Origin of the sequence: Pseudomonas sp. PDM30, assembly GCF_019218985.1 — a bacterium.
GTDB lineage: Bacteria > Pseudomonadota > Gammaproteobacteria > Pseudomonadales > Pseudomonadaceae > Aquipseudomonas > Aquipseudomonas jessenii.
This window is the reverse complement of the sequence record NZ_JAHUWM010000007.1, coordinates 45484-67589: the sequence shown is the minus strand read 5'-3', so window position 1 is coordinate 67589 and position 22106 is coordinate 45484. Positions and strand designations below refer to the sequence as shown.

Annotated in this window: 18 protein-coding genes and 3 tRNA genes; all 21 read left to right on the top strand. The window is 61.1% G+C overall.

Features of this window, described 5'->3' with window-relative positions; translation table 11 throughout:
- Nucleotides 1–9: 9 nt before the first annotated feature.
- The 21 genes from leuD to KW840_RS17605 all read left to right on the top strand — a co-directional run bounded on the left by leuD (nt 10) and on the right by KW840_RS17605 (nt 22028).
- The gene (gene leuD / locus KW840_RS17705; protein ID WP_015095895.1) at nt 10–654 is read left to right on the top strand and encodes a 3-isopropylmalate dehydratase small subunit; all 645 of its coding nucleotides are present in this window, start codon (nt 10–12) and stop codon (nt 652–654) included.
- A 144-nt stretch (nt 655–798) separates the two neighbouring features.
- A complete protein-coding gene (locus tag KW840_RS17700; protein ID WP_057715576.1) occupies nt 799–1566 on the top strand; it encodes a class I SAM-dependent methyltransferase in 768 nt (255 codons plus the stop codon).
- A 50-nt stretch (nt 1567–1616) separates the two neighbouring features.
- On the top strand, nt 1617–2699 hold the full coding sequence (leuB, locus tag KW840_RS17695) for a 3-isopropylmalate dehydrogenase (RefSeq protein WP_007997553.1): 1083 nt from the start codon (nt 1617–1619) through the stop codon (nt 2697–2699).
- A 66-nt stretch (nt 2700–2765) separates the two neighbouring features.
- Nucleotides 2766–3878, top strand: coding sequence for an aspartate-semialdehyde dehydrogenase (asd, locus tag KW840_RS17690; RefSeq protein WP_057715575.1), 1113 nt, complete (start codon nt 2766–2768; stop codon nt 3876–3878).
- Nucleotides 3879–4133: 255 nt separating this feature from the next.
- A complete protein-coding gene (locus tag KW840_RS17685; RefSeq protein ID WP_090454222.1) occupies nt 4134–5144 on the top strand; it encodes an aspartate-semialdehyde dehydrogenase in 1011 nt (336 codons plus the stop codon).
- Nucleotides 5145–5350: 206 nt separating this feature from the next.
- Entirely contained in the window at nt 5351–7960 is a 2610-nt protein-coding gene (locus KW840_RS17680; RefSeq protein ID WP_218496567.1) for a FimV/HubP family polar landmark protein, read from the top strand.
- A 280-nt stretch (nt 7961–8240) separates the two neighbouring features.
- Nucleotides 8241–9065, top strand: coding sequence for a tRNA pseudouridine(38-40) synthase TruA (truA, locus tag KW840_RS17675; RefSeq protein ID WP_032829430.1), 825 nt, complete (start codon nt 8241–8243; stop codon nt 9063–9065).
- A 63-nt stretch (nt 9066–9128) separates the two neighbouring features.
- Nucleotides 9129–9755, top strand: coding sequence for a phosphoribosylanthranilate isomerase (locus tag KW840_RS17670; protein WP_218496566.1), 627 nt, complete (start codon nt 9129–9131; stop codon nt 9753–9755).
- A gap of 191 nt (nt 9756–9946) precedes the next feature.
- Complete coding sequence (gene accD / locus KW840_RS17665) at nt 9947–10867, top strand: acetyl-CoA carboxylase, carboxyltransferase subunit beta (protein ID WP_008047319.1); 921 nt, start codon at nt 9947–9949, stop codon at nt 10865–10867.
- On the top strand, nt 10864–12171 hold the full coding sequence (gene folC / locus KW840_RS17660) for a bifunctional tetrahydrofolate synthase/dihydrofolate synthase (RefSeq protein WP_218496565.1): 1308 nt from the start codon (nt 10864–10866) through the stop codon (nt 12169–12171). The genes accD and folC overlap by 4 nt, the downstream gene beginning before the upstream one ends.
- Complete coding sequence (locus KW840_RS17655) at nt 12155–12823, top strand: SPOR domain-containing protein (RefSeq protein WP_090454228.1); 669 nt, start codon at nt 12155–12157, stop codon at nt 12821–12823. Before folC ends, KW840_RS17655 begins: the two co-directional genes overlap by 17 nt.
- A 98-nt stretch (nt 12824–12921) precedes the next feature.
- The gene (locus KW840_RS17650) at nt 12922–13482 is read left to right on the top strand and encodes a CvpA family protein (RefSeq protein WP_007975669.1); all 561 of its coding nucleotides are present in this window, start codon (nt 12922–12924) and stop codon (nt 13480–13482) included.
- Between the two features lie 41 nt (nt 13483–13523).
- Complete coding sequence (gene purF / locus KW840_RS17645) at nt 13524–15029, top strand: amidophosphoribosyltransferase (protein ID WP_007975670.1); 1506 nt, start codon at nt 13524–13526, stop codon at nt 15027–15029.
- An 81-nt stretch (nt 15030–15110) separates the two neighbouring features.
- Nucleotides 15111–16322: an O-succinylhomoserine sulfhydrylase gene (locus KW840_RS17640; protein WP_057715568.1), complete on the top strand. Its 1212-nt coding sequence runs from the start codon at nt 15111–15113 to the stop codon at nt 16320–16322.
- The gene (locus KW840_RS17635; RefSeq protein ID WP_090454230.1) at nt 16319–17095 is read left to right on the top strand and encodes an SDR family oxidoreductase; all 777 of its coding nucleotides are present in this window, start codon (nt 16319–16321) and stop codon (nt 17093–17095) included. Before KW840_RS17640 ends, KW840_RS17635 begins: the two co-directional genes overlap by 4 nt.
- A gap of 218 nt (nt 17096–17313) precedes the next feature.
- Nucleotides 17314–17389: transfer RNA gene (locus KW840_RS17630), tRNA-Val, on the top strand.
- 53 nt (nt 17390–17442) lie between these two features.
- A tRNA-Asp gene (locus KW840_RS17625) sits at nt 17443–17519 on the top strand.
- A gap of 105 nt (nt 17520–17624) precedes the next feature.
- Nucleotides 17625–17701, top strand: a tRNA-Asp gene (locus tag KW840_RS17620).
- A 379-nt stretch (nt 17702–18080) separates the two neighbouring features.
- Nucleotides 18081–18590 carry a sigma-70 family RNA polymerase sigma factor gene (locus KW840_RS17615; RefSeq protein WP_218496564.1) on the top strand — a complete coding sequence of 170 codons (510 nt, stop codon included), beginning with the start codon at nt 18081–18083 and terminating at the stop codon, nt 18588–18590.
- Nucleotides 18587–19537, top strand: coding sequence for a FecR domain-containing protein (locus KW840_RS17610; protein WP_218496563.1), 951 nt, complete (start codon nt 18587–18589; stop codon nt 19535–19537). Before KW840_RS17615 ends, KW840_RS17610 begins: the two co-directional genes overlap by 4 nt.
- A gap of 67 nt (nt 19538–19604) precedes the next feature.
- Nucleotides 19605–22028 (top strand): TonB-dependent siderophore receptor, encoded by a 2424-nt coding sequence (locus KW840_RS17605; protein ID WP_218496561.1) that lies wholly within the window; start codon nt 19605–19607, stop codon nt 22026–22028.
- The last annotated feature ends 78 nt before the right edge of the window (nt 22029–22106 follow it).

The window sequence follows — 22106 nt, the reverse complement described above, 5'->3', positions numbered from 1 at the left end:
GAGCGCAGCATGAAAGCTTTTACCCAGCACACTGGTCTTGTCGCGCCTTTGGATCGTGCCAACGTCGACACCGACCAGATCATCCCGAAGCAGTTCTTGAAGTCGATCAAGCGCACGGGCTTTGGCCCGAACCTGTTCGATGAATGGCGTTACCTGGATGTGGGCCAGCCTTACCAGGACAACTCCAAGCGTCCGCTGAACAAGGACTTCGTCCTCAACGCCGAACGTTACCAGGGCGCCAGCGTGTTGCTGGCCCGCGAGAACTTCGGTTGCGGCTCCAGCCGTGAACACGCGCCGTGGGCGCTGGAAGAGTACGGTTTCCGCAGCATCATCGCGCCGAGCTATGCCGACATCTTCTTCAACAACAGCTTCAAGAACGGCTTGCTGCCGATCATCTTGAGCGACGCCGAAGTCGACGAACTGTTCCAGCAGGTCGAGGCTAATCCGGGCTATCAGTTGCAGGTTGACCTGCAGGCCCAGACCGTGACCCGTCCGGATGGCAAGGTGTTGAGCTTTGAGATTGATGCGTTTCGCAAGCATTGCCTGTTGAACGGCCTGGACGATATCGGCCTGACCTTGCAGGACGGCGATGCGATTGCGGCATTTGAGGCCAAACATCGTGCGAGCCAGCCTTGGTTGTTTCGCGACGCTTGAATTTGCGTAAGACGTAATGACGCCATCGCGAGCAAGCTCGCTCCCACATTGGATTTGCGGCGTAAACAAAACCTGTGGGAGCAAGCTTGCTCGCGATGAGGCCAGAACAGACACCCCAAGACTCACCCCAAAAAGGAAGTCCCCATGACCAGCACCGCCCGACACAGCCAGGTAGTCCAGAAGCAATTCGGTGAACAGGCCTCGGCCTACCTGAGCAGCGCCGTACACGCTCAAGGCACCGAATTCGCGCTGCTACAGGCCGAACTGGCGGGGCAGGGCGAGGCCAGGGTCCTGGATCTGGGTTGCGGCGCAGGTCACGTGAGTTTTCACGTAGCCTCATTGGTGAAAGAGGTGGTGGCCTACGACCTGTCGCAGCAAATGCTCGACGTGGTCGCTGCCGCTGCTGTCGACCGTGGCTTGAGCAACGTAACCACGGTCAACGGTGCCGCCGAGCGCCTGCCGTTCGCCGATGGCGAATTCGATTTCGTCTTCAGCCGCTATTCGGCGCACCATTGGAGCGATCTGGGCGTGGCCCTGCGGGAGGTGCGTCGAGTCCTGAAGCCGGGCGGTGTGGCGGCGTTCGTCGACGTGTTGTCACCGGGTAGCCCGCTGTTCGACACTTACCTGCAAAGCGTCGAAGTGCTGCGCGACACCAGCCATGTGCGCGATTATTCCGCTGGCGAGTGGTTGCGCCAGGTCAGCGAGGCGGGGCTGCACACCCGCAGTACCACCCGTCAGCGCTTGCGCCTGGAATACAACAGCTGGGTCGAGCGCATGCGCACACCGCAAGTGATGCGCGCGGCGATCCGCGAGTTGCAGCAGTCGATGGGCAATGAAGTACGCGAATATTTTGAGATTGAGGCCGATGGTTCGTTCAGTACGGATGTGCTGGTACTGATGGCCGAGCGATAGAATTTTTCCGGGTGCGCCCAAGGCGCACCGACTGATGACATGAGGAAAGCATGAGCAAGCAGATTCTGATTCTCCCAGGTGACGGTATTGGCCCGGAAATCATGGCCGAAGCGGTCAAGGTGCTGGAATTGGCCAGCGACAAGTTCGCCTTGGGTTTCGAACTGAGCCACGACGTGATCGGTGGCGCTGCCATCGACAAGCACGGCGTGCCGTTGGCCGACGAGACTCTGGAGCGTGCCCGCGCGGCCGACGCCGTGTTGCTGGGCGCCGTTGGCGGCCCGAAATGGGATGCCATCGAACGTGACATCCGCCCTGAACGCGGTCTGCTGAAAATCCGTGCGCAACTGGGCCTGTTCGGCAACCTGCGTCCGGCGATCCTGTACCCGCAACTGGCCGAGGCTTCCAGCCTGAAGCCGGAAATCGTGGCCGGCCTGGACATCCTGATCGTTCGCGAGCTGACCGGCGGCATCTACTTCGGCGCGCCTCGTGGTACCCGTACCCTGGAAAACGGCGAGCGTCAGTCCTATGACACCCTGCCGTACAGCGAAAGCGAAATCCGCCGCATCGCCCGTGTCGGTTTCGACATGGCCATGGTTCGTGGCAAGAAGCTGTGCTCGGTGGACAAGGCCAACGTACTGGCCTCCAGCCAACTGTGGCGTGAAGTGGTCGAACAAGTGGCCAAGGATTATCCTGAAGTCGAACTGAGCCACATGTACGTCGACAACGCCGCGATGCAGCTGGTGCGCGCACCGAAGCAGTTCGACGTGATCGTTACCGACAACATGTTCGGCGACATCCTGTCCGACCAGGCCTCGATGCTCACCGGTTCCATCGGCATGCTGCCGTCGGCGTCCCTGGACACCAACAACAAGGGCATGTACGAGCCGTGCCACGGTTCGGCCCCGGACATCGCGGGCAAGGGCATCGCCAACCCGCTGGCGACCATTTTGTCGGTGTCGATGATGTTGCGTTACAGCTTCAACCAGCAGGCCGCGGCCGATGCCATCGAGAAAGCCGTCAGCCTGGTGCTGGATCAGGGCTTGCGCACCGGTGACATCTGGTCGGCCGGTTGCACTAAAGTCGGTACGCAGGAAATGGGTGACGCAGTAGTCGCCGCGCTGCGGAATCTGTAATCTCTCGGGCCCGCTGCCAAATTCAAGACAAGGCAGCGGCCCACATTTCAAGAAGGTGTAGTTGCGATGAAACGTGTAGGTCTGATCGGTTGGCGCGGCATGGTCGGTTCCGTGCTCATGCAGCGGATGCTGGAAGAGCAGGATTTCGATCTTATCGAGCCGGTGTTTTTCACCACTTCCAATGTCGGTGGCCAAGGCCCGTCCGTGGGCAAGGACATTGCTCCGCTCAAGGACGCTTACAGCATTGAAGAGCTGAAAACCCTCGACGTGATTCTGACCTGCCAGGGTGGCGACTACACCAGCGAAGTCTTCCCCAAGCTGCGTGAAGCCGGCTGGCAGGGTTACTGGATCGACGCCGCTTCCAGCCTGCGTATGCAGGATGATGCGGTGATCGTTCTGGATCCGGTCAACCGCAAGGTCATCGACCAGCAACTGGACGCGGGCACCAAGAACTACATCGGCGGCAACTGCACCGTCAGCCTGATGCTGATGGGCCTCGGTGGCCTGTTCGAAGCTGGCCTGGTGGAGTGGATGAGCGCCATGACTTATCAGGCGGCCTCCGGTGCCGGCGCGCAGAACATGCGTGAACTGATCAAGCAAATGGGCGCGACCCACGCCGCTGTTGCCGATCAACTGGCCGATCCGGCCAGCGCGATCCTCGACATCGACCGCCGTGTGGCTGAAGCCATGCGCAGCGACGCTTACCCGACTGAAAACTTCGGCGTACCGTTGGCCGGCAGCCTGATCCCGTGGATCGACAAGGAACTGCCGAACGGTCAGAGCCGCGAAGAGTGGAAGGCCCAGGCCGAGACCAACAAGATCCTCGGTCGCTTCAAGAGCCCGATCCCGGTCGATGGCATCTGCGTGCGCATCGGCGCCATGCGCTGCCACAGCCAGGCGCTGACCATCAAGCTGAACAAAGACGTACCGATCGCCGATATCGAAGGGTTGATCAGCCAGCACAACCCTTGGGTCAAGCTGGTGCCGAACAACCGCGAAACCAGCATTCAGGAGCTGAGCCCGAACAAGGTCACCGGCACCCTGAACATCCCGGTTGGCCGTCTGCGCAAGCTGAACATGGGCTCGCAATTCGTCGGCGCGTTCACCGTCGGCGACCAGTTGCTGTGGGGCGCGGCCGAACCGCTGCGTCGCATGCTGCGGATCCTGCTCGAGCGTTGATCGGTTGATGCAATGAAAGAACCCGCGCCTTGAAAGAGGCGCGGGTTTTTTATTTCCGGCAACCTGATGTTTATGGGTTGCCTGATATTCCGTCATCGCGAGCAAGCTCGCTCCCACATTGGAATGCGTACCCCCGTGGGAGCGAGCTTGCTCGCGATGAGGCCGGTACAGACACTACAAATCCCCGGCAGAAATTGCCTGTATCCCACCCACCCGGTAAAGTGCCGCTCCCCCCGTTTCGCCAGAGGTCAAACCATGAGCCAGTCCATTGATATTGCCGTGATCGGCGCCACCGGTACTGTCGGCGAAACACTCGTGCAGATTCTCGAAGAGCGCGATTTTCCGATCGGTAACCTGCACCTGTTGGCCAGCAGCGAGTCGGCCGGCAGTTCGGTGCCGTTTCGCGGCAAGAACGTGCGGGTGCGGGAAGTCGATCAGTTCGACTTCAGCAAGGTGCAGTTGGCATTCTTTGCCGCCGGCCCGGCGGTTTCGTTGAGTTTCGCTTCCCGCGCGACCGATGCCGGTTGCTCGGTTATCGATCTCTCCGGTGCCCTGCCGGCCGAAAAGGCGCCACAGGTTGTGCCTGAAGCCAATGCCCAGGTGTTGGCCGGCTTGAACAAACCCTTTCAGGTCAGCAGTCCAAGCCCGTCGGCCACCACGCTGGCGGTGGTGCTCGCGCCACTGATGGATTTGCTTGATTTGCAGCGCATCAGCCTGACCGCCAGCCTGGCGGTATCGGCCCAGGGCCGCGAAGCCGTGAGCGAGCTCGCCCGGCAAACCGCTGAACTGCTGAATGTGCGGCCGCTGGAGCCGAAATTCTTTGATCGGCAGATGGCCTTCAACCTGTTGGCCCAGGTCGGTAAACCGGATGAGCAAGGTCATACGCTGCTGGAAAAACGCCTGGTGCGTGAGCTGCGCCAGGTCATGGCGCGGCCTTCATTGAAGATTTCCGTCACTTGCATTCAAGCCCCGGTGTTTTTTGGCGATAGCTATAGCGTGACCCTGCAGTCCGCGAGTGAAATCGACCTGGGGAAAGTCAATGCGGCCCTGGAAGACGCCCCTGGCATCGAACTGGTGGAAGCCGGTGATTACCCGACGCCGGTGGGCGATGCGGTAGGCCAGGATGTGGTCTACGTTGGTCGGGTTCGCCATGGTATTGACGACACGTCGGAACTTAATCTGTGGCTGACGTCAGATAACGTACGCAAAGGCGCGGCGCTCAACGCTGTGCAGCTGGCCGAGTTGTTGATAAAAGACCTGCTGTAAAAGATACTTTGCAACAATTTGTCGAATGATTCCGCGCGAGCCTATGCTTGCCGGAGTGCTGAAGGCAGAGCCACTCTGCGGGGCTTTGCCGGGCATCAATGAAATGATCGCGCGCGACGACCCTCGCCGTTGCGTGCAATGCCTTACGGCAGCGACTATCAATACCTTCTCGCTGGCCGAGGAATGTTCAAACTAAGGATGAGCTAATGGTTCAAGTTCGCAAACTGGTGTTAGCAATAGCGGCCGCCTCGGCGCTGTCCTCCGGTATGGCGCATGCCCTCGGGCTCGGGGAGTTGACCCTGAAATCGACGCTCAACCAGCCGCTGGTGGCGGAAATCGAGCTGCTCGATGTCAAGGATCTCACCGCCGCCGAAGTGGTACCGAGCCTGGCCTCACCAGACGATTTCGCCAAGGCCGGTGTTGACCGCCAGGCGTTTCTCAACGACTTGACCTTCACCCCGGTGCTCAACGCCAGCGGCAAAAGCATTCTGCGCGTGACCTCCAGCAAGCCACTTTCCGAACCCATGGTGAAGTTTCTGGTTCAGGTCATGTGGCCGAACGGCCGCTTGCTGCGCGACTACAGTGTGCTGCTCGATCCGTCCAAATTCTCGCCGCAAACCGCTGAAGCGGCTGCACAGCCGACGTCGACGGTTGCCGCGCCCGTCACCGGTGCGACCAAACCGTCCCAATACACCACCACGCCGCGCGATACCCTGTGGGAAATCGCCGCAAAGGCGCGTAATGGTGGTTCGATCCAGCAAACCATGCTGGCCATCCAGGCGTTGAACCCGGATGCCTTTATCGACGGCAACATCAATCGCCTGAAAACCGGCCAGGTGCTGCGCATGCCGGACCAGGCGCAGAGCACTGGCCTGCCGCAAGCCAAGGCCATTGCCGAAGTGGCCGCACAGAACAAGGCCTGGCGCCAGGGTCGCCGCTATGTGGCGAAACCCGGGGCAGGGCAGCAACAGCTCGACGCCACCAATCGCGCTCGTACCGAGGGTGCTCCGGCGCAAGCGGCCTCCGACAAGTTGAGCCTGGTGTCTGCCGAGTCCGGCAAGAACCCTGGCAAAGGGGCTGCCGGAGATGCCAAGGCCCTCAGCAACAAGCTGGCGGTGACCCAGGAAAGCCTCGACACCAGTCGTCGTGATAACGCCGAACTGAAAAGCCGCATGGCCGATCTGCAAAGCCAGGTGGACAAGCTGCAGCGCCTGCTCGAGTTGAAGAACAACCAACTGGCCAAGTTGCAAACCGAGGGCGCTGCCGCTGCTCCAGCGGCTGCGACCGCGCCGGCAATGTCGGCCGAGCTGGCTGCCAACCCGGAGGCAGCGCCTGCACCGGTTGCCGCTGCGCCTGCCCCTGAGGCAACGCCCGCGCCAGCCGAGAAGCCCGTCGAGGCGACACCGGCGGCATCTGACGATCAGAAGTTCAATGAATTGCTGACCAATCCGCTGCTGCTGGGCCTGGTCGGTGGCGGTGCGGTGATTCTCCTGCTCCTGCTGCTGTTGCTGGCGCGTCGACGCAAAGCCCAGCAAGCAGCCGAGAAACATCTGCGCATGGCCCGTGCCTTGGCCGAAGATCAGCCGTTCTCGGCCGATTTCGACTTGCCGGAAAGCAGCTTCGAAGGTCTGGAAGTTCCGCCGCCGAGCGTGAAGCTGGCGACTGCCCCGACGCCTGCTCCCGCGCCAGCGCCGGTGGTTGCTCCGGTGGTGATGACCACGCCGATCGCCGCACCATTGGTGGCGCCGGCTGCCGAGCGTTCCGACGACGTGCTGGGTCAGGCTCAGTCGCACATCAATGCCGGTCGCCTGAACCAGGCCGCCGCGTTGCTGGAGGACGGCGTCAAGCAAGAGCCCAAGCGCAGCGATCTGCGCTTGAAACTGATGGAAGTCTACGGCCAGCAAGGCGACCGCGATGCGTTCGTCGGCCAGGAGCGTCAGTTGGTGGCTAATGGCGACAACTTCGCCCAGGTTGAAAAACTCAAAAGTCGCTTCCCGGCCATGGCGCTGGTGGCTGCCGGTGGCATCGCCGCGGCCGCCGTTGCTGCCGAACTGGATGCGCAATACGTCAAGGAGCTGTTGCTCGATGAGCCGCAAGCACCGGCGCCAGAACCAGAACCAGCACCGTTCGAGGATGACCTCGACAGCGCCTTCGACCTGAGCCTGGATGATCTGGACGCGATTACGCCTTTGGCGCCTGCACCTGCACCTGCAGCGGAGCCTGAAGTGGCGGCGTTGCCAGACCTTGGTGAGTTCCCGCTGGACGACGATCTGAGCTTTGAGTCGGTGTTGCAGCAGCAGACTGAAATCAAGGAAAACCTCGACGATCTGTCGGACTTCGACCTCGACCTGGATCTCGGTGCGCAACCGTCGCCGGCGATGCTGGCTGAAGACGATTTCCTGCTGGATCTGGATGAGGGTGTGAAGGATTTCCCGGTTGCCGAAACCCCGGCTGTTCCTGAGGTCGCGCTGGACGATCTGGAGTTGCCGGCCGATTTCGATCTGTCGCTGGCCGAGGAACTGGACGCGCCGGATGCGTTCGCGGCAGAGCTGGATGATGTCAACGCCGAACTGGAGAGCTTGTCCAACAGCATCGGCGAGCCGACCTTTACCGAAGCTGATGCCGCGCTGGATGGCGATGATGACTTCGACTTCCTCTCGGGCACTGACGAAGCCGCTACCAAGCTCGATCTGGCTCAGGCCTATATCGACATGGGCGACAGCGACGGTGCTCGCGACATCCTCAATGAGGTGGTAAGCGAAGGCAGTGCCGAGCAGAAGAGTGAAGCCGAGGAGATGCTTTCGCGCCTGGCTTGATTGATCGGCAGGTTGAAAAAAAGCGGCAGCCCATTGAGGCTGCCGTTTTTGTTTGGCTCATTAATGGATGTTGTTTGCTTGGGCCTCATCGCGGGCAAGCCTGCTCCCACAGAGATTTATGTCGTTCACAAAACCTGTGGGAGCGGGCTTGCCCGCGATGAGGCCGGGACAGTCAATGGAGAACTCTCTGGCATCCCCGCCCGGCGGCCTTATAATGCCCGCCTTTGGTACATCATCAGGCTGTCCCTCCTTGGCAAATATAGATAACCCGGCCGCCGAAATGGCAGCCGACGGCTTTTTCCGGATCGCGCTGGGCGTCGAATACAAAGGCTCGCGCTACCGCGGCTGGCAGCGCCAGGCGTCCGGGGTGCTCACCGTGCAGGAAACCCTCGAAAACGCCTTGTCCAAAGTCGCCGACTCGCCCGTTTCGCTGATGTGCGCCGGGCGTACCGACGCCGGGGTGCATGCCTGTGGACAGGTGGTGCATTTCGACACTCAGGTCGAGCGCTCGATGAAGGCCTGGACCATGGGCGCCAACATCAACTTGCCCCATGACGTCAGTGTCAGTTGGGCCAAGGTCATGCCGGCGCATTTCCATGCGCGGTTCAAGGCCATTGCCCGGCGTTATCGCTACGTGATCTACAACGATCAGATCCGCCCGGCGCACTTGAACGAAGAGGTGACCTGGAACCACCGTCCGCTGGACGTCGAGCGCATGGCCGAGGCCGCCCAGTACCTGCTCGGCACCCATGATTTCAGTGCTTTTCGCGCCGGTCAGTGCCAGGCCAAGTCGCCGATCAAGGAATTGCATCACCTGCGCGTTACCCGTCACGGCAAGATGATCGTGCTGGATATTCGCGCCAGCGCCTTCCTGCATCATATGGTGCGCAACATTGCCGGTGTGCTGATGACCATTGGCGCCGGAGAGCGGCCGGTGGAGTGGATGAAAGAGGTGCTGGAGAGCCGGATTCGACGGACCGGTGGCGTGACCGCGCATCCATTCGGCTTGTATCTGGTTCAGGTCGAGTACCGTGACGAGTTCGAGTTGCCCGAGCGCTACATCGGTCCGCACTTCCTGACCGGCTTCTCGGAACTTGGCGGCTGACGCCCTCGAACGCTTTTGTTACCATCCGGGACTTTCCCGGATTTGTCTTGGAGTTGTATCGACATGTCAGCCGTTCGCAGCAAGATCTGTGGGATTACCCGCATAGAGGATGCGTTGGCAGCCGTCGAGGCCGGGGCGGATGCCATCGGATTCGTGTTCTACGCCAAAAGCCCCCGTGCGGTGACGGTCCAGCAGGCGCGCTCGATCATCAAGGCGCTGCCGCCGTTCGTGACCACCGTGGGCTTGTTCGTCAATGCCAGCCGTTGCGAGCTGGGGGAAATCCTCGACGCGGTGCCGCTGGACCTGTTGCAGTTCCATGGCGACGAAACCGCCGCTGAGTGCGAAGGCTGGCACCGGCCGTACATCAAGGCATTGCGGGTCAAGGCCGGTGATGACATCGCAGCGGCCTGCGATGCTTATGCCAGCGCCAGCGGAATCTTGCTCGATACCTATGTCGAAGGCGTTCCCGGAGGAACCGGGGAGGCGTTTGACTGGTCACTGATACCGCAAGGCCTGAGCAAGCCGGTCATTCTGGCGGGCGGTCTGACGCCGGATAACGTCGCCGAGGCGGTTGCGCGCGTTCGGCCTTATGCCGTGGATGTCAGCGGCGGGGTTGAGGCGAGCAAGGGCATCAAGGATCACGCAAGGATTCAGGCATTTATCAAAGCGGTACGCGGTAGCACCCGTTGATGTGACGGCTGGCAGTCTGCCGCCGTCCACTGCACTGTACAAAACGGCTGAGGGTTATGGGGTGGTACGCAGGTCACGTTTCGCTGACCCGGCCATTCACTGATCATCGCCGCACACATGAATTTAGCGCTAGGGCATACACGGGGCCGCGAACCAGAGCGTTCGGGCCGCCGGTACTGGAGAAAGAAAGCATGAGCAACTGGTTAGTAGACAAACTGATCCCTTCGATCATGCGTTCCGAGGTCAAGAAGAGCTCGGTGCCTGAAGGTCTTTGGCACAAATGCCCGTCTTGCGAGGCTGTGCTGTATCGTCCGGAGCTGGAAAAGACCCTGGACGTTTGCCCCAAGTGCAACCATCACATGCGTATCGGCGCCCGCGCCCGTATCGACATCTTCCTCGATGTTGAAGGCCGTGCCGAGCTGGGTGCAGACCTGGAACCGGTTGACCGTCTGAAATTCCGCGACGGCAAGAAGTACAAGGACCGCCTGACCGCTGCACAAAAGCAGACTGGCGAAAAAGACGCACTGGTTTCCATGAGCGGCACTTTGCTGGGCATGCCGGTTGTGGTTTCGGCGTTCGAATTTTCCTTCATGGGCGGTTCGATGGGCGCCATCGTCGGTGAGCGTTTCGTTCGCGCCGCCAACTACGCCCTGGAAAAACGTTGCCCGATGATCTGCTTCGCCGCTTCCGGCGGTGCGCGGATGCAAGAAGCGCTGATTTCCCTGATGCAAATGGCCAAGACCTCCGCGGTGCTGGCCCGTCTGCGTGAAGAAGGCATCCCGTTCATCTCCGTGTTGACCGACCCGGTCTACGGCGGCGTTTCCGCCAGTCTGGCGATGCTGGGCGACGTGATTGTCGGTGAGCCGAAGGCGTTGATCGGTTTTGCCGGTCCGCGTGTGATCGAGCAAACCGTGCGCGAGAAACTGCCGGAAGGCTTCCAGCGCAGCGAGTTCCTGCTGGAGCACGGTGCCATCGACATGATCATCGACCGTCAGGAGCTGCGTCCGCGTCTGGGCAACCTGCTGGCGCAAATGATGGGCCTGCCGACGCCGAAGTTCGTTGCTGCCCCTATCGAGCCGATCGTGGTTCCACCGGTACCCGCCAGCCTATGACCCAACGTACCCTTGGCGAATGGCTCGCCTACCTTGAACAGTTGCACCCTTCGGCCATCGACATGGGCCTGGAGCGATCGCAGCAGGTAGCGTCCCGTATGGGACTGGGCAAGCCGGCGCCTCGGGTGATCACGGTCACCGGGACCAACGGCAAGGGTTCCACCTGTGCGTTCGTGGCGTCCTTGCTGCGGGCCCAGGGCTTGAAAGTGGGGGTGTACAACTCCCCACACCTGCTGCGTTATAACGAGCGGGTAACAGTCAATGGCGTCGAAGCCACGGATGCCGAGCTGTGCGAGGCCTTTGCCGCGGTAGAGGCCGGGCGCGGCGACACTTCCCTGACTTACTTCGAAATGGGCACCTTGGCGGCATTCTGGCTGTTCCAGCGCTCCGGGCTCGATGCAGTGGTGCTGGAAGTCGGTCTGGGCGGTCGCCTGGACACGGTCAACGTGGTGGACGCCGACATGGCGCTGGTCACCAGTATCGGTGTCGATCATGCGGATTACCTCGGTGATACCCGGGAGTCCGTGGCCTTCGAGAAGGCCGGTATTTTCCGTCAGGGCGCGCCTGCGCTCTGCGGCGATCTGAATCCTCCACAACCTCTGCTGGACAAGGCGCGCGAGCTTAATTGCCCGTTTTTCCTGCGTGGGCGCGATTTTGACCTCGGTGTGACCGATCACAACTGGCAATGGCGCGGTGTCGATGGGCAAGGGCGCGTGGTGGAGCTGCGCGACCTGCCACTGCTCGATCTACCGATGGAAAATGCCGCGCTGGCGTTGCAGGCTTACCTGCTGCTCGGCTTGCCTTGGGCGGATGCGCAGATTACCGAGGCGCTACGGGCCACCCGGGTGGTCGGTCGCCTGGATCGCCGTGAGTTCGAGTGGCAAGGCAAGCGCTTGAATCTATTGCTGGATGTGGGGCATAACCCCCATGCGGCGGAGTATCTGGCTCGTCGCCTGGCCAGCCGCCCGCCGGTCGGCAAGCGTCTGGCGGTGTTCGGGTTGCTGGCGGACAAAGACCTGGGTGGTGTTGTCGGCGAATTGAATGCTAGTGTCCAGCACTGGGCTGTCGCACCTCTGGATTCGCCTCGGGCGCGTTCGGTTGCGGATTTGCACGCCGCGTTGCAAGGTCTTGGTGCGTCGGTCACGTCATACGACAGTGTCGCGGCCGCCCTGGAAGGGCAGTGCGCGCAGGCCACGAGCGACGACGAAATCCTGTTGTTCGGATCATTTTATTGTGTCGCCGAGGCCCTTGAATGGCTGGCCCGGCGCTCCACGGAGGAAGCGGCAAATGGCATTGCTGGATAAGGCATACAAGCAGCGCATGGTTGGCGCCCTGGTGTTGGTCGCGCTGGCGGTGATTTTTCTGCCGATGCTGTTTTCCCGCCAGGACGAACAGCGCCAGGTGACGGTCGAAGCGCCCGCGGCTCCGCAAGCGCCGGCGATGCCCCAGGTACAGGTCGAGCCCGTGGCGGTGCCTGAGCCGCAAGCCCTGCCTCAGGAACCCGTGCCGAGCGATGACGAAATCGCCCAGCAGGAATCGGCGGTGCCAGCTGTTCCGGTGGCTCCAGCGCCTGCGGCTCCAGCGCCAGCAGCCAAGCCGGCTGCACCCGCGCCGGTCCCGGCTTTGGCGGCTAAGCCTGCAACGGCGCCTGCCCAGCCGATCACCGCGGCGCCGGGCAAGCCGGACACCACGCAAAGCCGTGTCGATGCCAATGGTTTGTCTGTCAGCTGGTCGGTGCAACTGGCCAGCCTGTCGAACCGTGAAAGCGCGGAAAAACTGCAGAAAACCCTGCGCAGCCAGGGTTACAACGCCTACATCCGTACCGCCGACGGCAAAAATCGGGTGTTTGTCGGGCCGCTGATCGAGCGTGCCGAAGCCGACCGGCTGCGTGACTTGCTCAACCGCCAGCAGAACCTCAAGGGGTTTGTGGTGCGCTTTCAACCGGAACGTGGTTAAAACTATCGCCCCGATATGAAATGCACTGACAATCGCAGCTTACCGATAAGCATGGGCTCTGCTAAAATGCGCCGCCTTATCCGTCTGTAGGCTGCACTGTGCCATTTACCTGGGTTGACTGGGCGATCGTTGCAATCGTCGCCATCTCCGCATTGATCAGTCTGAGCCGCGGCTTCGTCAAGGAAGCACTGTCGCTGCTGACCTGGATCATCGCAGGAGTCGTAGCCTGGATGTTCGGTGGCTCACTGTCCGAGTACCTCGGCGGGTACATTCAAACGCCATCGGCACGTATAATAACGGGCTGTGCCATCATGTTTGTCGCCACTTTAATCGTAGGCGCAATGATCAATTATCTTATCGGCGAACTGGTTCGCGTCACCGGGCTCTCCGGGACCGACCGATTCCTCGGCATGGCCTTCGGCGCCGCGCGTGGCGGGTTGCTGGTGGTTATCGCCGTCGGGCTGTTGAGCCTGGGGCCGGTACAGCAGGACGGGTGGTGGAAAGAGTCACAGCTCGTGCCAAAATTTCTATTGGTTGCAGACTGGTCCAAAAACCTGATCCTCGGGTGGAGCAGTCAGTGGCTTGCCAGCGGAATCAGCGTACCCGCTGATATTCCGTTCAAGGAGCAACTCTTGCCGATGGCCAAAACGCCTCAGTGAGTAGTGCTCAGTTCAGATCCATTAAGTAGGGGTTGCGTCGCATGTGTGGCATCGTCGGTATCGTCGGTAAGTCGAACGTCAATCAGGCGCTGTATGACGCGCTAACCGTCCTCCAGCACCGCGGCCAGGACGCTGCCGGTATCGTGACCAGCCATGATGGCCGGTTATTCCTGCGCAAGGACAACGGCCTGGTGCGTGACGTGTTCCAGCAACGTCACATGCAGCGCCTGGTCGGTCACATGGGTATTGGCCATGTGCGTTATCCAACCGCGGGCAGCTCGACGTCGGCTGAAGCTCAACCGTTTTACGTCAACTCGCCTTACGGCATCACCCTGGCGCACAACGGTAACCTGACCAATGTTGAACAACTGGCCAAGGAGATTTACGAATCTGACCTGCGCCACGTCAACACCAGTTCCGATTCGGAAGTACTGCTCAACGTGTTCGCGCACGAACTGGCCCAGCGCGGCAAGTTGCAGCCGACCGAAGAAGACGTTTTCGCCGCCGTCACCGACGTGCACAACCGTTGCGTCGGTGGTTATGCCGTCGTAGCGATGATCACCGGCTACGGCATCGTGGGCTTTCGTGACCCGCACGGTATCCGCCCGATCGTTTTCGGCCAGCGTCACACCGACGAAGGCGTCGAGTACATGATCGCCTCGGAAAGCGTTTCCCTGGACGTGCTCGGCTTCACCCTGATTCGCGACCTGGCACCGGGCGAGGCGGTCTACATCACTGAAGAGGGCAAGCTGTACACCCGTCAGTGCGCGACCAACCCGTCCCTGACCCCGTGCATCTTCGAACACGTCTACCTGGCGCGTCCGGACTCGATCATCGACGGCGTTTCGGTCTACAAGGCCCGTCTGCGCATGGGCGAGAAACTCGCCGAGAAGATCCTGCGCGAGCGTCCGGATCACGACATCGACGTGGTCATCCCGATTCCGGACACCAGCCGCACCGCCGCGCTGGAGCTGGCGAACCACCTGGGCGTGAAGTTCCGCGAAGGCTTCGTGAAGAACCGCTACATCGGCCGGACCTTCATCATGCCGGGCCAGGCCGCGCGGAAAAAATCCGTACGCCAGAAGCTCAACGCCATCGAGCTGGAATTCCGCGGCAAGAACGTGATGCTGGTGGACGATTCCATCGTTCGCGGTACCACTTGCAAGCAGATCATCCAGATGGCCCGCGAAGCCGGCGCCAAGAACGTCTACTTCTGCTCCGCGGCGCCAGCGGTCCGCTACCCGAACGTCTACGGCATCGACATGCCGAGCGCTCACGAGCTGATCGCCCACAACCGTTCGACCCAGGACGTGGCAGACCTGATCGGCGCCGACTGGCTGATCTATCAGGACTTGCCTGACTTGATCGAAGCGGTCGGGGGCGGCAAGATCAAGATCGACAAGTTCGATTGCGCGGTGTTCGACGGCCAGTACGTCACCGGCGACGTCGACGAGGCTTATCTGAACAAGATCGAGCAGGCACGCAACGATGCCTCCAAGGTCAAGACGCAGGCAGTCAGTGCGATCATCGATCTGTACAACAACTGAGTAACTACCGGCCCTGAGGGGCCGGTTTTGTATCTGGCAAAAAGACTTTTATCTATCAAGAGCAAGGCAAGGAGTGACAGCATGAGTCAGGATTGGGATGCCGGTCGGCTGGACAGCGACCTCGAAGGCGTAGCGTTCGATACCCTGGCCGTACGTGCCGGTCAGCACCGTACGCCGGAAGGTGAGCACGGTGATCCGATGTTCTTCACTTCCAGCTATGTATTCCGTACCGCCGCCGATGCCGCCGCGCGTTTTGCCGGCGAAGTGCCGGGCAACGTCTACTCGCGCTACACCAACCCGACTGTGCGTGCCTTTGAAGAGCGCATTGCCGCGCTGGAAAGCGCCGAGCAGGCCGTGGCCACCGCGACCGGCATGGCCGCGATCATGGCGGTGGTGATGAGCCTGTGCAGCGCCGGCGATCACGTGCTGGTGTCGCGCAGCGTGTTTGGCTCGACCATCAGCCTGTTCGAGAAGTATTTCAAGCGTTTCGGTATCGAAGTCGATTACGTGCCCTTGGCGGACTTGTCCGGCTGGGACGCGGCAATCAAGGCCAACACCAAATTGCTGTTCGTCGAATCGCCGTCCAACCCGCTGGCCGAGCTGGTGGACATTGCCGAACTGGCGAAAATCGCTCACGCCAAAGGCGCGATGCTGGTGGTCGATAACTGCTTCTGCACCCCGGCGCTGCAACAGCCGCTGAAAATGGGCGCGGACATCGTCGTGCACTCGGCCACCAAATTCATCGACGGCCAGGGTCGTTGCATGGGCGGTGTCGTGGCCGGTCGCGGCGAGCAGATGAAAGAGGTGGTTGGTTTCTTGCGCACCGCCGGGCCGACCCTGAGCCCGTTCAACGCCTGGATCTTCCTCAAGGGCCTGGAAACTTTGAACCTGCGGATGAAGGCCCATTGCGCCAACGCCCAACAACTGGCCGAGTGGCTGGAGCAGCAGGACGGTATCGAGAAAGTCCATTACGCCGGCCTCAAGAGCCATCCGCAGCACGAACTGGCGCTGCGCCAGCAGAAGGGCTTCGGTGCGGTCGTCAGTTTTGAGGTCAAGGGCGGCAAAGAGGGCGCCTGGCGCTTTATCGACGCCACGCGCCTGATTTCGATCACCGCCAACCTGGGTGACAGCAAAACCACCATCACCCATCCGAGCACCACCTCCCATGGTCGCCTGGCGCCGCAAGAGCGTGAAGCGGCGGGCATTCGTGACAGCCTGATCCGCGTTGCGGTCGGCCTGGAAGACGTGGCGGACCTGCAAGCCGATCTGGCGCGCGGCCTGGCTGCGTTGTGATCGAGTTGTCTGCGCCGACCACCGGCTCAAATGGTCGCGTAGCGCTGGTGACCGGTGCTGCGCGGGGCATTGGCCTGGGGATTTCGGCCTGGCTGATCAGCGAAGGCTGGCAAGTCGTGCTGACGGATCTGGACCGGGAGCGCGGTTCGAAAGTGGCGAAAGTGCTGGGCGACAACGCCTGGTTCATCGCCATGGATGTCTCCAACGAGGGGCAAGTCGCGCTGGGCGTAGCCGAGGTGCTCGGTCAGTTCGGGCGCCTGGATGCGCTGGTATGCAATGCAGCGGTTGCCGATCCGCACAACATCACCCTGGAAAGCCTCGACCTGGCTCACTGGAATCGGGTGTTGGCGGTGAACCTCAGTGGGCCGATGTTGCTGGCCAAGCACTGTGCACCGTACCTGCGCGCACACAGCGGCGCCATCGTCAATCTGGCCTCGACCCGCGCCGGGCAGTCGGAGCCCGACACAGAAGCCTATGCGGCGAGCAAGGGCGGTTTGTTGGCCCTGACGCATGCGTTGGCCATCAGCCTTGGCCCGGAGATCCGGGTCAATGCCGTCAGTCCTGGCTGGATCGATGCGCGCGACCCCTCGGTGCAACGTGCCGAACCCTTGACCGAGGCCGATCATGCCCAGCATCCGGCGGGCAGGGTGGGGAAGGTCGAGGATGTCGCGGCGATGGTGGCCTGGCTGCTGTCGAGAAACGCCGGGTTTGTCACCGGCCAGGAATTCGTGGTCGATGGCGGCATGACCAAGAAGATGATTTACAGCGAGTAAGCTCCGGGATTGATGTTGAATGTGCTGCTTTCGCGAGCAAGTCGAATCGTCGCACCGCCGCTCCCACATTTGGAATGCATTCCCCTGTGGGAGCGGGCTTGCTCGCGAAAGCGCACTTGCTGCACATACATAATTTTGTCTTTTTCAGAAAAACTTCAATCCTGCTATTGACTTAGGTTCGCTACCTGCGTAAATTTCGCGGCCTCGGAGATGCAAACGGGTGATTAGCTCAGCTGGGAGAGCGTCTGCCTTACAAGCAGAATGTCGGCGGTTCGATCCCGTCATCACCCACCACTTCCGAGATACTTGCGAAAGCAAGAGGTAGGCTGAAATGCCTCCACCGACGCGCAGCGGTAGTTCAGTCGGTTAGAATACCGGCCTGTCACGCCGGGGGTCGCGGGTTCGAGTCCCGTCCGCTGCGCCATATTTTCCGAGTCAGGCATGCCTTGATTCGAGATTGAAAGAGAGATTGAAAAGTCTCGGAGCTTTCAATCAGACAAGTTACTTGAGCGTCAGCTCAAAGCGATACGCAGCGGTAGTTCAGTCGGTTAGAATACCGGCCTGTCACGCCGGGGGTCGCGGGTTCGAGTCCCGTCCGCTGCGCCATATCTGCCCCGAGGCCCACTGAACGCCTTGGAGCTACGAAGAAGCCACTGGTTACTTCGAGTCGATAGCAAAGACCCTGGTCGAAAGACCGGGGTTTTTTGTTTCTGCGATTTGGCTTTTTCTACTTCCTCACGACCCTCACGGTTTCGCATCCGCCGACCACGCGCGGATGGCCAGTGAATTCCGTTGTCTCTTGAAAACTCCCCCTCAATAATCCGCAGCCTCGATAAGCCGGCGTCGCGCGGCCGAAATATCGGCCTGTCATCCAATTATTCAAGCATTTACCGGGTGCGAATCGCACAAAGGGCTTGGTTTGACCTCTCAACACTAATTAGAATGAGTCGCATTTAAAATATTTCTTCGCGCAGGGTTTCTTTAGATGAGTGATGCAGCGATGCCGCCGGAGCAAACCTTCCACGACCTGTACCGCGATCACCGGAGCTGGCTCGAAGGATGGTTGAGACGACGCATGGGCAATGGCAGCGACGCGGCGGATCTGAGCCAGGATACCTTTGTTCGTTTGCTCGCCAGCTCTCAGCGCATCGCCGACCTGCAAGAGCCTCGCGCCTACCTGGCGACAGTCGGCAAGCGGCTGCTGGCCAACTTCTACAAGCGCCGCAGCCTGGAGCAAGCCTATCTCGATGCATTGGCGTTGCTGCCCGAGGACTGCGTGCCGTCCCCCGAGCAACGCTGGATCCTGCTGGAAACCCTGCAAGCCCTGGACGAATTGCTCGATGGATTACCGGGCCCGGTACGCCGGGCGTTTCTCTTGAGTCAGCTGGAAGGCCTGGGCTATCAAGAGATTGCCGAGCGACTGCAAGTATCGGAACGCACGATCAAGCGCTACATGGCTCAAGCCTACGAACATTGCCTGCTGGTGGACATGTGAACGGTTCGGCACCTTCGGCTCAGACCCGGCAAGTCGTGCGGGTCGCCGCGCAGTGGCTGGCCCTCATGGAGTCCGGCTGCGCTAATGAGCAGGACCGGGCGCAGCTGCAGAGCTGGCGCGATAGTCATTCCAGTCACGAGCAAGCCTGGCAGAAAGCGCAACTCTTGCGCCAACGCTTTGCCGACTTGCCATCGGCCCTTGCCATGGCCAGTCTGGACCGGCCACAAGCCAGTAGACGTACGGTACTCAAACGCGCTGTCGGGGCGGTGGCTTTGCTGCCGACCGCTTGGCTGATCAGTCGACAGTTGCCTCTGGACGCCTGGAGTGCCAACCTGCGGACCGCCACCGGGGAAAGCAAAAAAGTCCGGTTGGCCGATGGCAGCTCTGTGCAATTGAATACTGCCAGTGCCGTCGATATCGACCTGAAGCACCGGCGCCTGACCCTCGTGGAAGGCGAAATTGCACTGAATGTGCCCGGGGCCTCGCCGCTGACGATTTTCACGCGCTTCGGGCAGGTGGTCGTCAGTCAGGGCGAGGTGTGTGTTCGTCAGGGGCAGGCGGGTTGCAAAGTGTCAGTGCTCAACGGCGCGGTGCAGTTGCAGCCTCTGCGCGGGCCGGTCTTTTCGTTGCGCGGCGGTCAGCAGGTCGGCCTTCAAGCGGCGGGTGCCGGTGCCGTGGAGCCATTCGACGTGCTGGCCCCAGGCTGGCGTGACGGTGTGTTGATGGCGCAGAACCAGCCCCTGGGGGATTTTCTGCGTGAACTCGGCACCTATCGTCCGGGTGTATTGCGTTGGGCGCTAGAGCTGGAATCGCTGCGCATCACCGGCAGTTTCCGCCTTGAAGACACCGATCGCGTTCTGGCTCTGTTGGCGGCCAGCCTGCCACTGGAAGTGCATTCGCGTACGCGTTATTGGGTAACGCTGGTACCGCGAAAAAATAGTGTTTAAAGCGTGTCCCCTTTTTTCGTGCCGCTTGTCTTTCAAGGTAAGTGAAACGAAATCAGAGAGATTCACAATGCCCGCAGTGATGTCTTGCAGTATGCGTCCGGCTCCATCCAGGTTGCGCCCGTTGTTGCACTTGAGTCTGTTGTTGAGCCTGAGTGCCTGTCCATTGTTCATCACTGCCGGTTGGGCCGAAGACGCGCCGCGCCGCAGCTATCAGGTGCCAGCCGGTAGCCTCGACGCTGCGCTGACCCGTTTCGCGGGGCTGGCAGGGGTCAATCTGTCAGTGGACCCGGCACTGGTGAGCGGGCGCACCAGCCCCGGTCTTTCCGGCGACTTCGCGGTGGAGGAGGGCTTCGCCCAACTGCTACAGGGTTCCGGTCTGCAACTGCTGCCGGTGGGCGAGCAGGCGTACATGCTGACCCCGGCGCCAACAGGCAGCACCCTGCAACTGGGCGCTACCTCCATTTATGCGACGGCGGACACGGCGCACGGTGATCCGTATGTCGGCGGGCAGGTCGCACGCCGTGGATCGCAAGGCTTGCTGGGCTCGAAAGACTTCATGGAGACGCCGTTCAGCGAGACCACCTACACCAGTGAGTTGGTGAAAAACCTGCAGGCGCGTACCTTGGGCGACCTCGTCGCCAGCGATCCCTCGGTTCGCGCCACCAACCCGGCGGGTGGGCGGTATGAGCAGTTCACCATTCGCGGAATGAGCCTGTTCAACAGTGATGTCTCCTACAACGGTCTCTACGGCATCCTGCCGACTTACACCATTGATATGGAGATGGCCGACCGCGTCGACATCCTCAAAGGCCCGAGCCAGCTCATCAATGGCATCTCGCCGCGGGGCAGCGTGGGTGGCGGGATCAATGTGGTGCCCAAGCGCGCCACCGACGTGCCCATTACGTCGTTTACCGGCAACTATGCTTCCGATAGCCAGGTCGGCGGGGCCGTGGACATCGGTCGGCGCTTTGGAGAGGGGGACATGTTCGGTGTTCGTTTCAACGGCGTGAAGCAGTCCGGCGACACCGAATGGGATCACCAGAGCGTTGACCGCGAGATGGCGGTGCTGGGCCTGGATTTTCGCGGTGAACGCCTGCGGCTCTCGACCGACGTCGGACATAACGAGCGTGACACCGACGCCCCGCAGGAGCGCGTGCAGGTGGGCGCCAACGCCCAGGTTCCCCATGCCAGCGATGTTCGCCACAACTATGCGCAGCCGTGGAGCAAGGCGCGGACCAAGGACACCTTCGGTACGGTGACCGGCGAGTACGATGTCAGCGACTCCGTCATGGTGTACGCCGGTGCGGGCGCGCGTAAAAGTAATCATGACTTCCTCCGGCACGCCGTAGCGGTCACCAACAACGCGGGTAATTTCAGCGTTCTGCCACGTGACTTCACCCGTGACGAAAATGTCCGCACGGCCAACGTCGGGGTGCGAAACTGGTTCCATACCGGTCCGGTGAGCCATGAAATCAACCTGGCGGCCAGCTATTTCTACATGGACTTCGAAAACGGCGGCGCCCGTTACGCCGCCGCCCCGAGCAACATCTACAACCCGGTGCAAACACCGACACCCATTACCCCCACGCGACTCGATTCCGAGGTGTATACCGAGAACCGCTCCAGCAGCGTGGCGTTGTCCGACACATTGGGTTTCTTCGACGATCGGGTACTGCTGACCCTCGGCGCCCGCTGGCAGCGAGTGCAGGTCGACGACTGGACGGATAATGTCAAAGGCGACACGGCCTACGATGAGGAAAAGGTTTCGCCATCGGGCGGCATCCTGTTCAAGGCCACCGATAAGCTCTCGTTGTATGCCAACTACATGGAAGGCTTGAGCCAGGGCAAGATCGCGCCGTCGACCTCGGTGAACGAAGACGAGATCTTCCCGCCGTTCATCAGTCGGCAGGTCGAGGTCGGCGCCAAATATGATGCGGGTGCATTCGCCATCACCACCGCGGTGTTCCGGATCAAGCAGCCGGCCTATGAAACCAACGCCACGACGCGGGTTTTCGGCCCGAACGGCAAACGTGAAAACAAGGGTGTGGAAGTCAGTGTGTTCGGTGAGCCACTCAAAGGTTTCCGCCTGCTCGGCGGCGTCATGTACATCGACAGCGAGCTGACCAATACCACCAAGGGCACTTTTGACGGCAACCGCGCTCCCGCCACGCCTGAATACAACGTCAACCTGGGTGCCGAGTGGGACGTGCCGAATGTACAAGGCCTGACCCTGACCAGCCGCGGCATCTATTCCAGCTCGCAGTATCTGGACCAGTCCAATAACAAGGAAATCGATGCCTGGACGCGTTTCGACGTGGGCGCGCGCTACGCCTTCAAGGTCGAGGAAAAGAACATCACCCTGCGGGCCAATGTCGAGAACGTGGCTGACAAGCGTTACTGGAGTTCTGCCGGGGCCTCGGATGACAGCGAGCCTGGATTGACGCTCGCGACTCCACGAACCTACCTCCTTTCGGCGACCGTCGACTTCTGAATCGATTCAACCGTGCGTTGCGCCACAGGGAAGGGCGCCGCCGAGTTGTGTCATGCATCGATTGCAGAGGACAAGAGC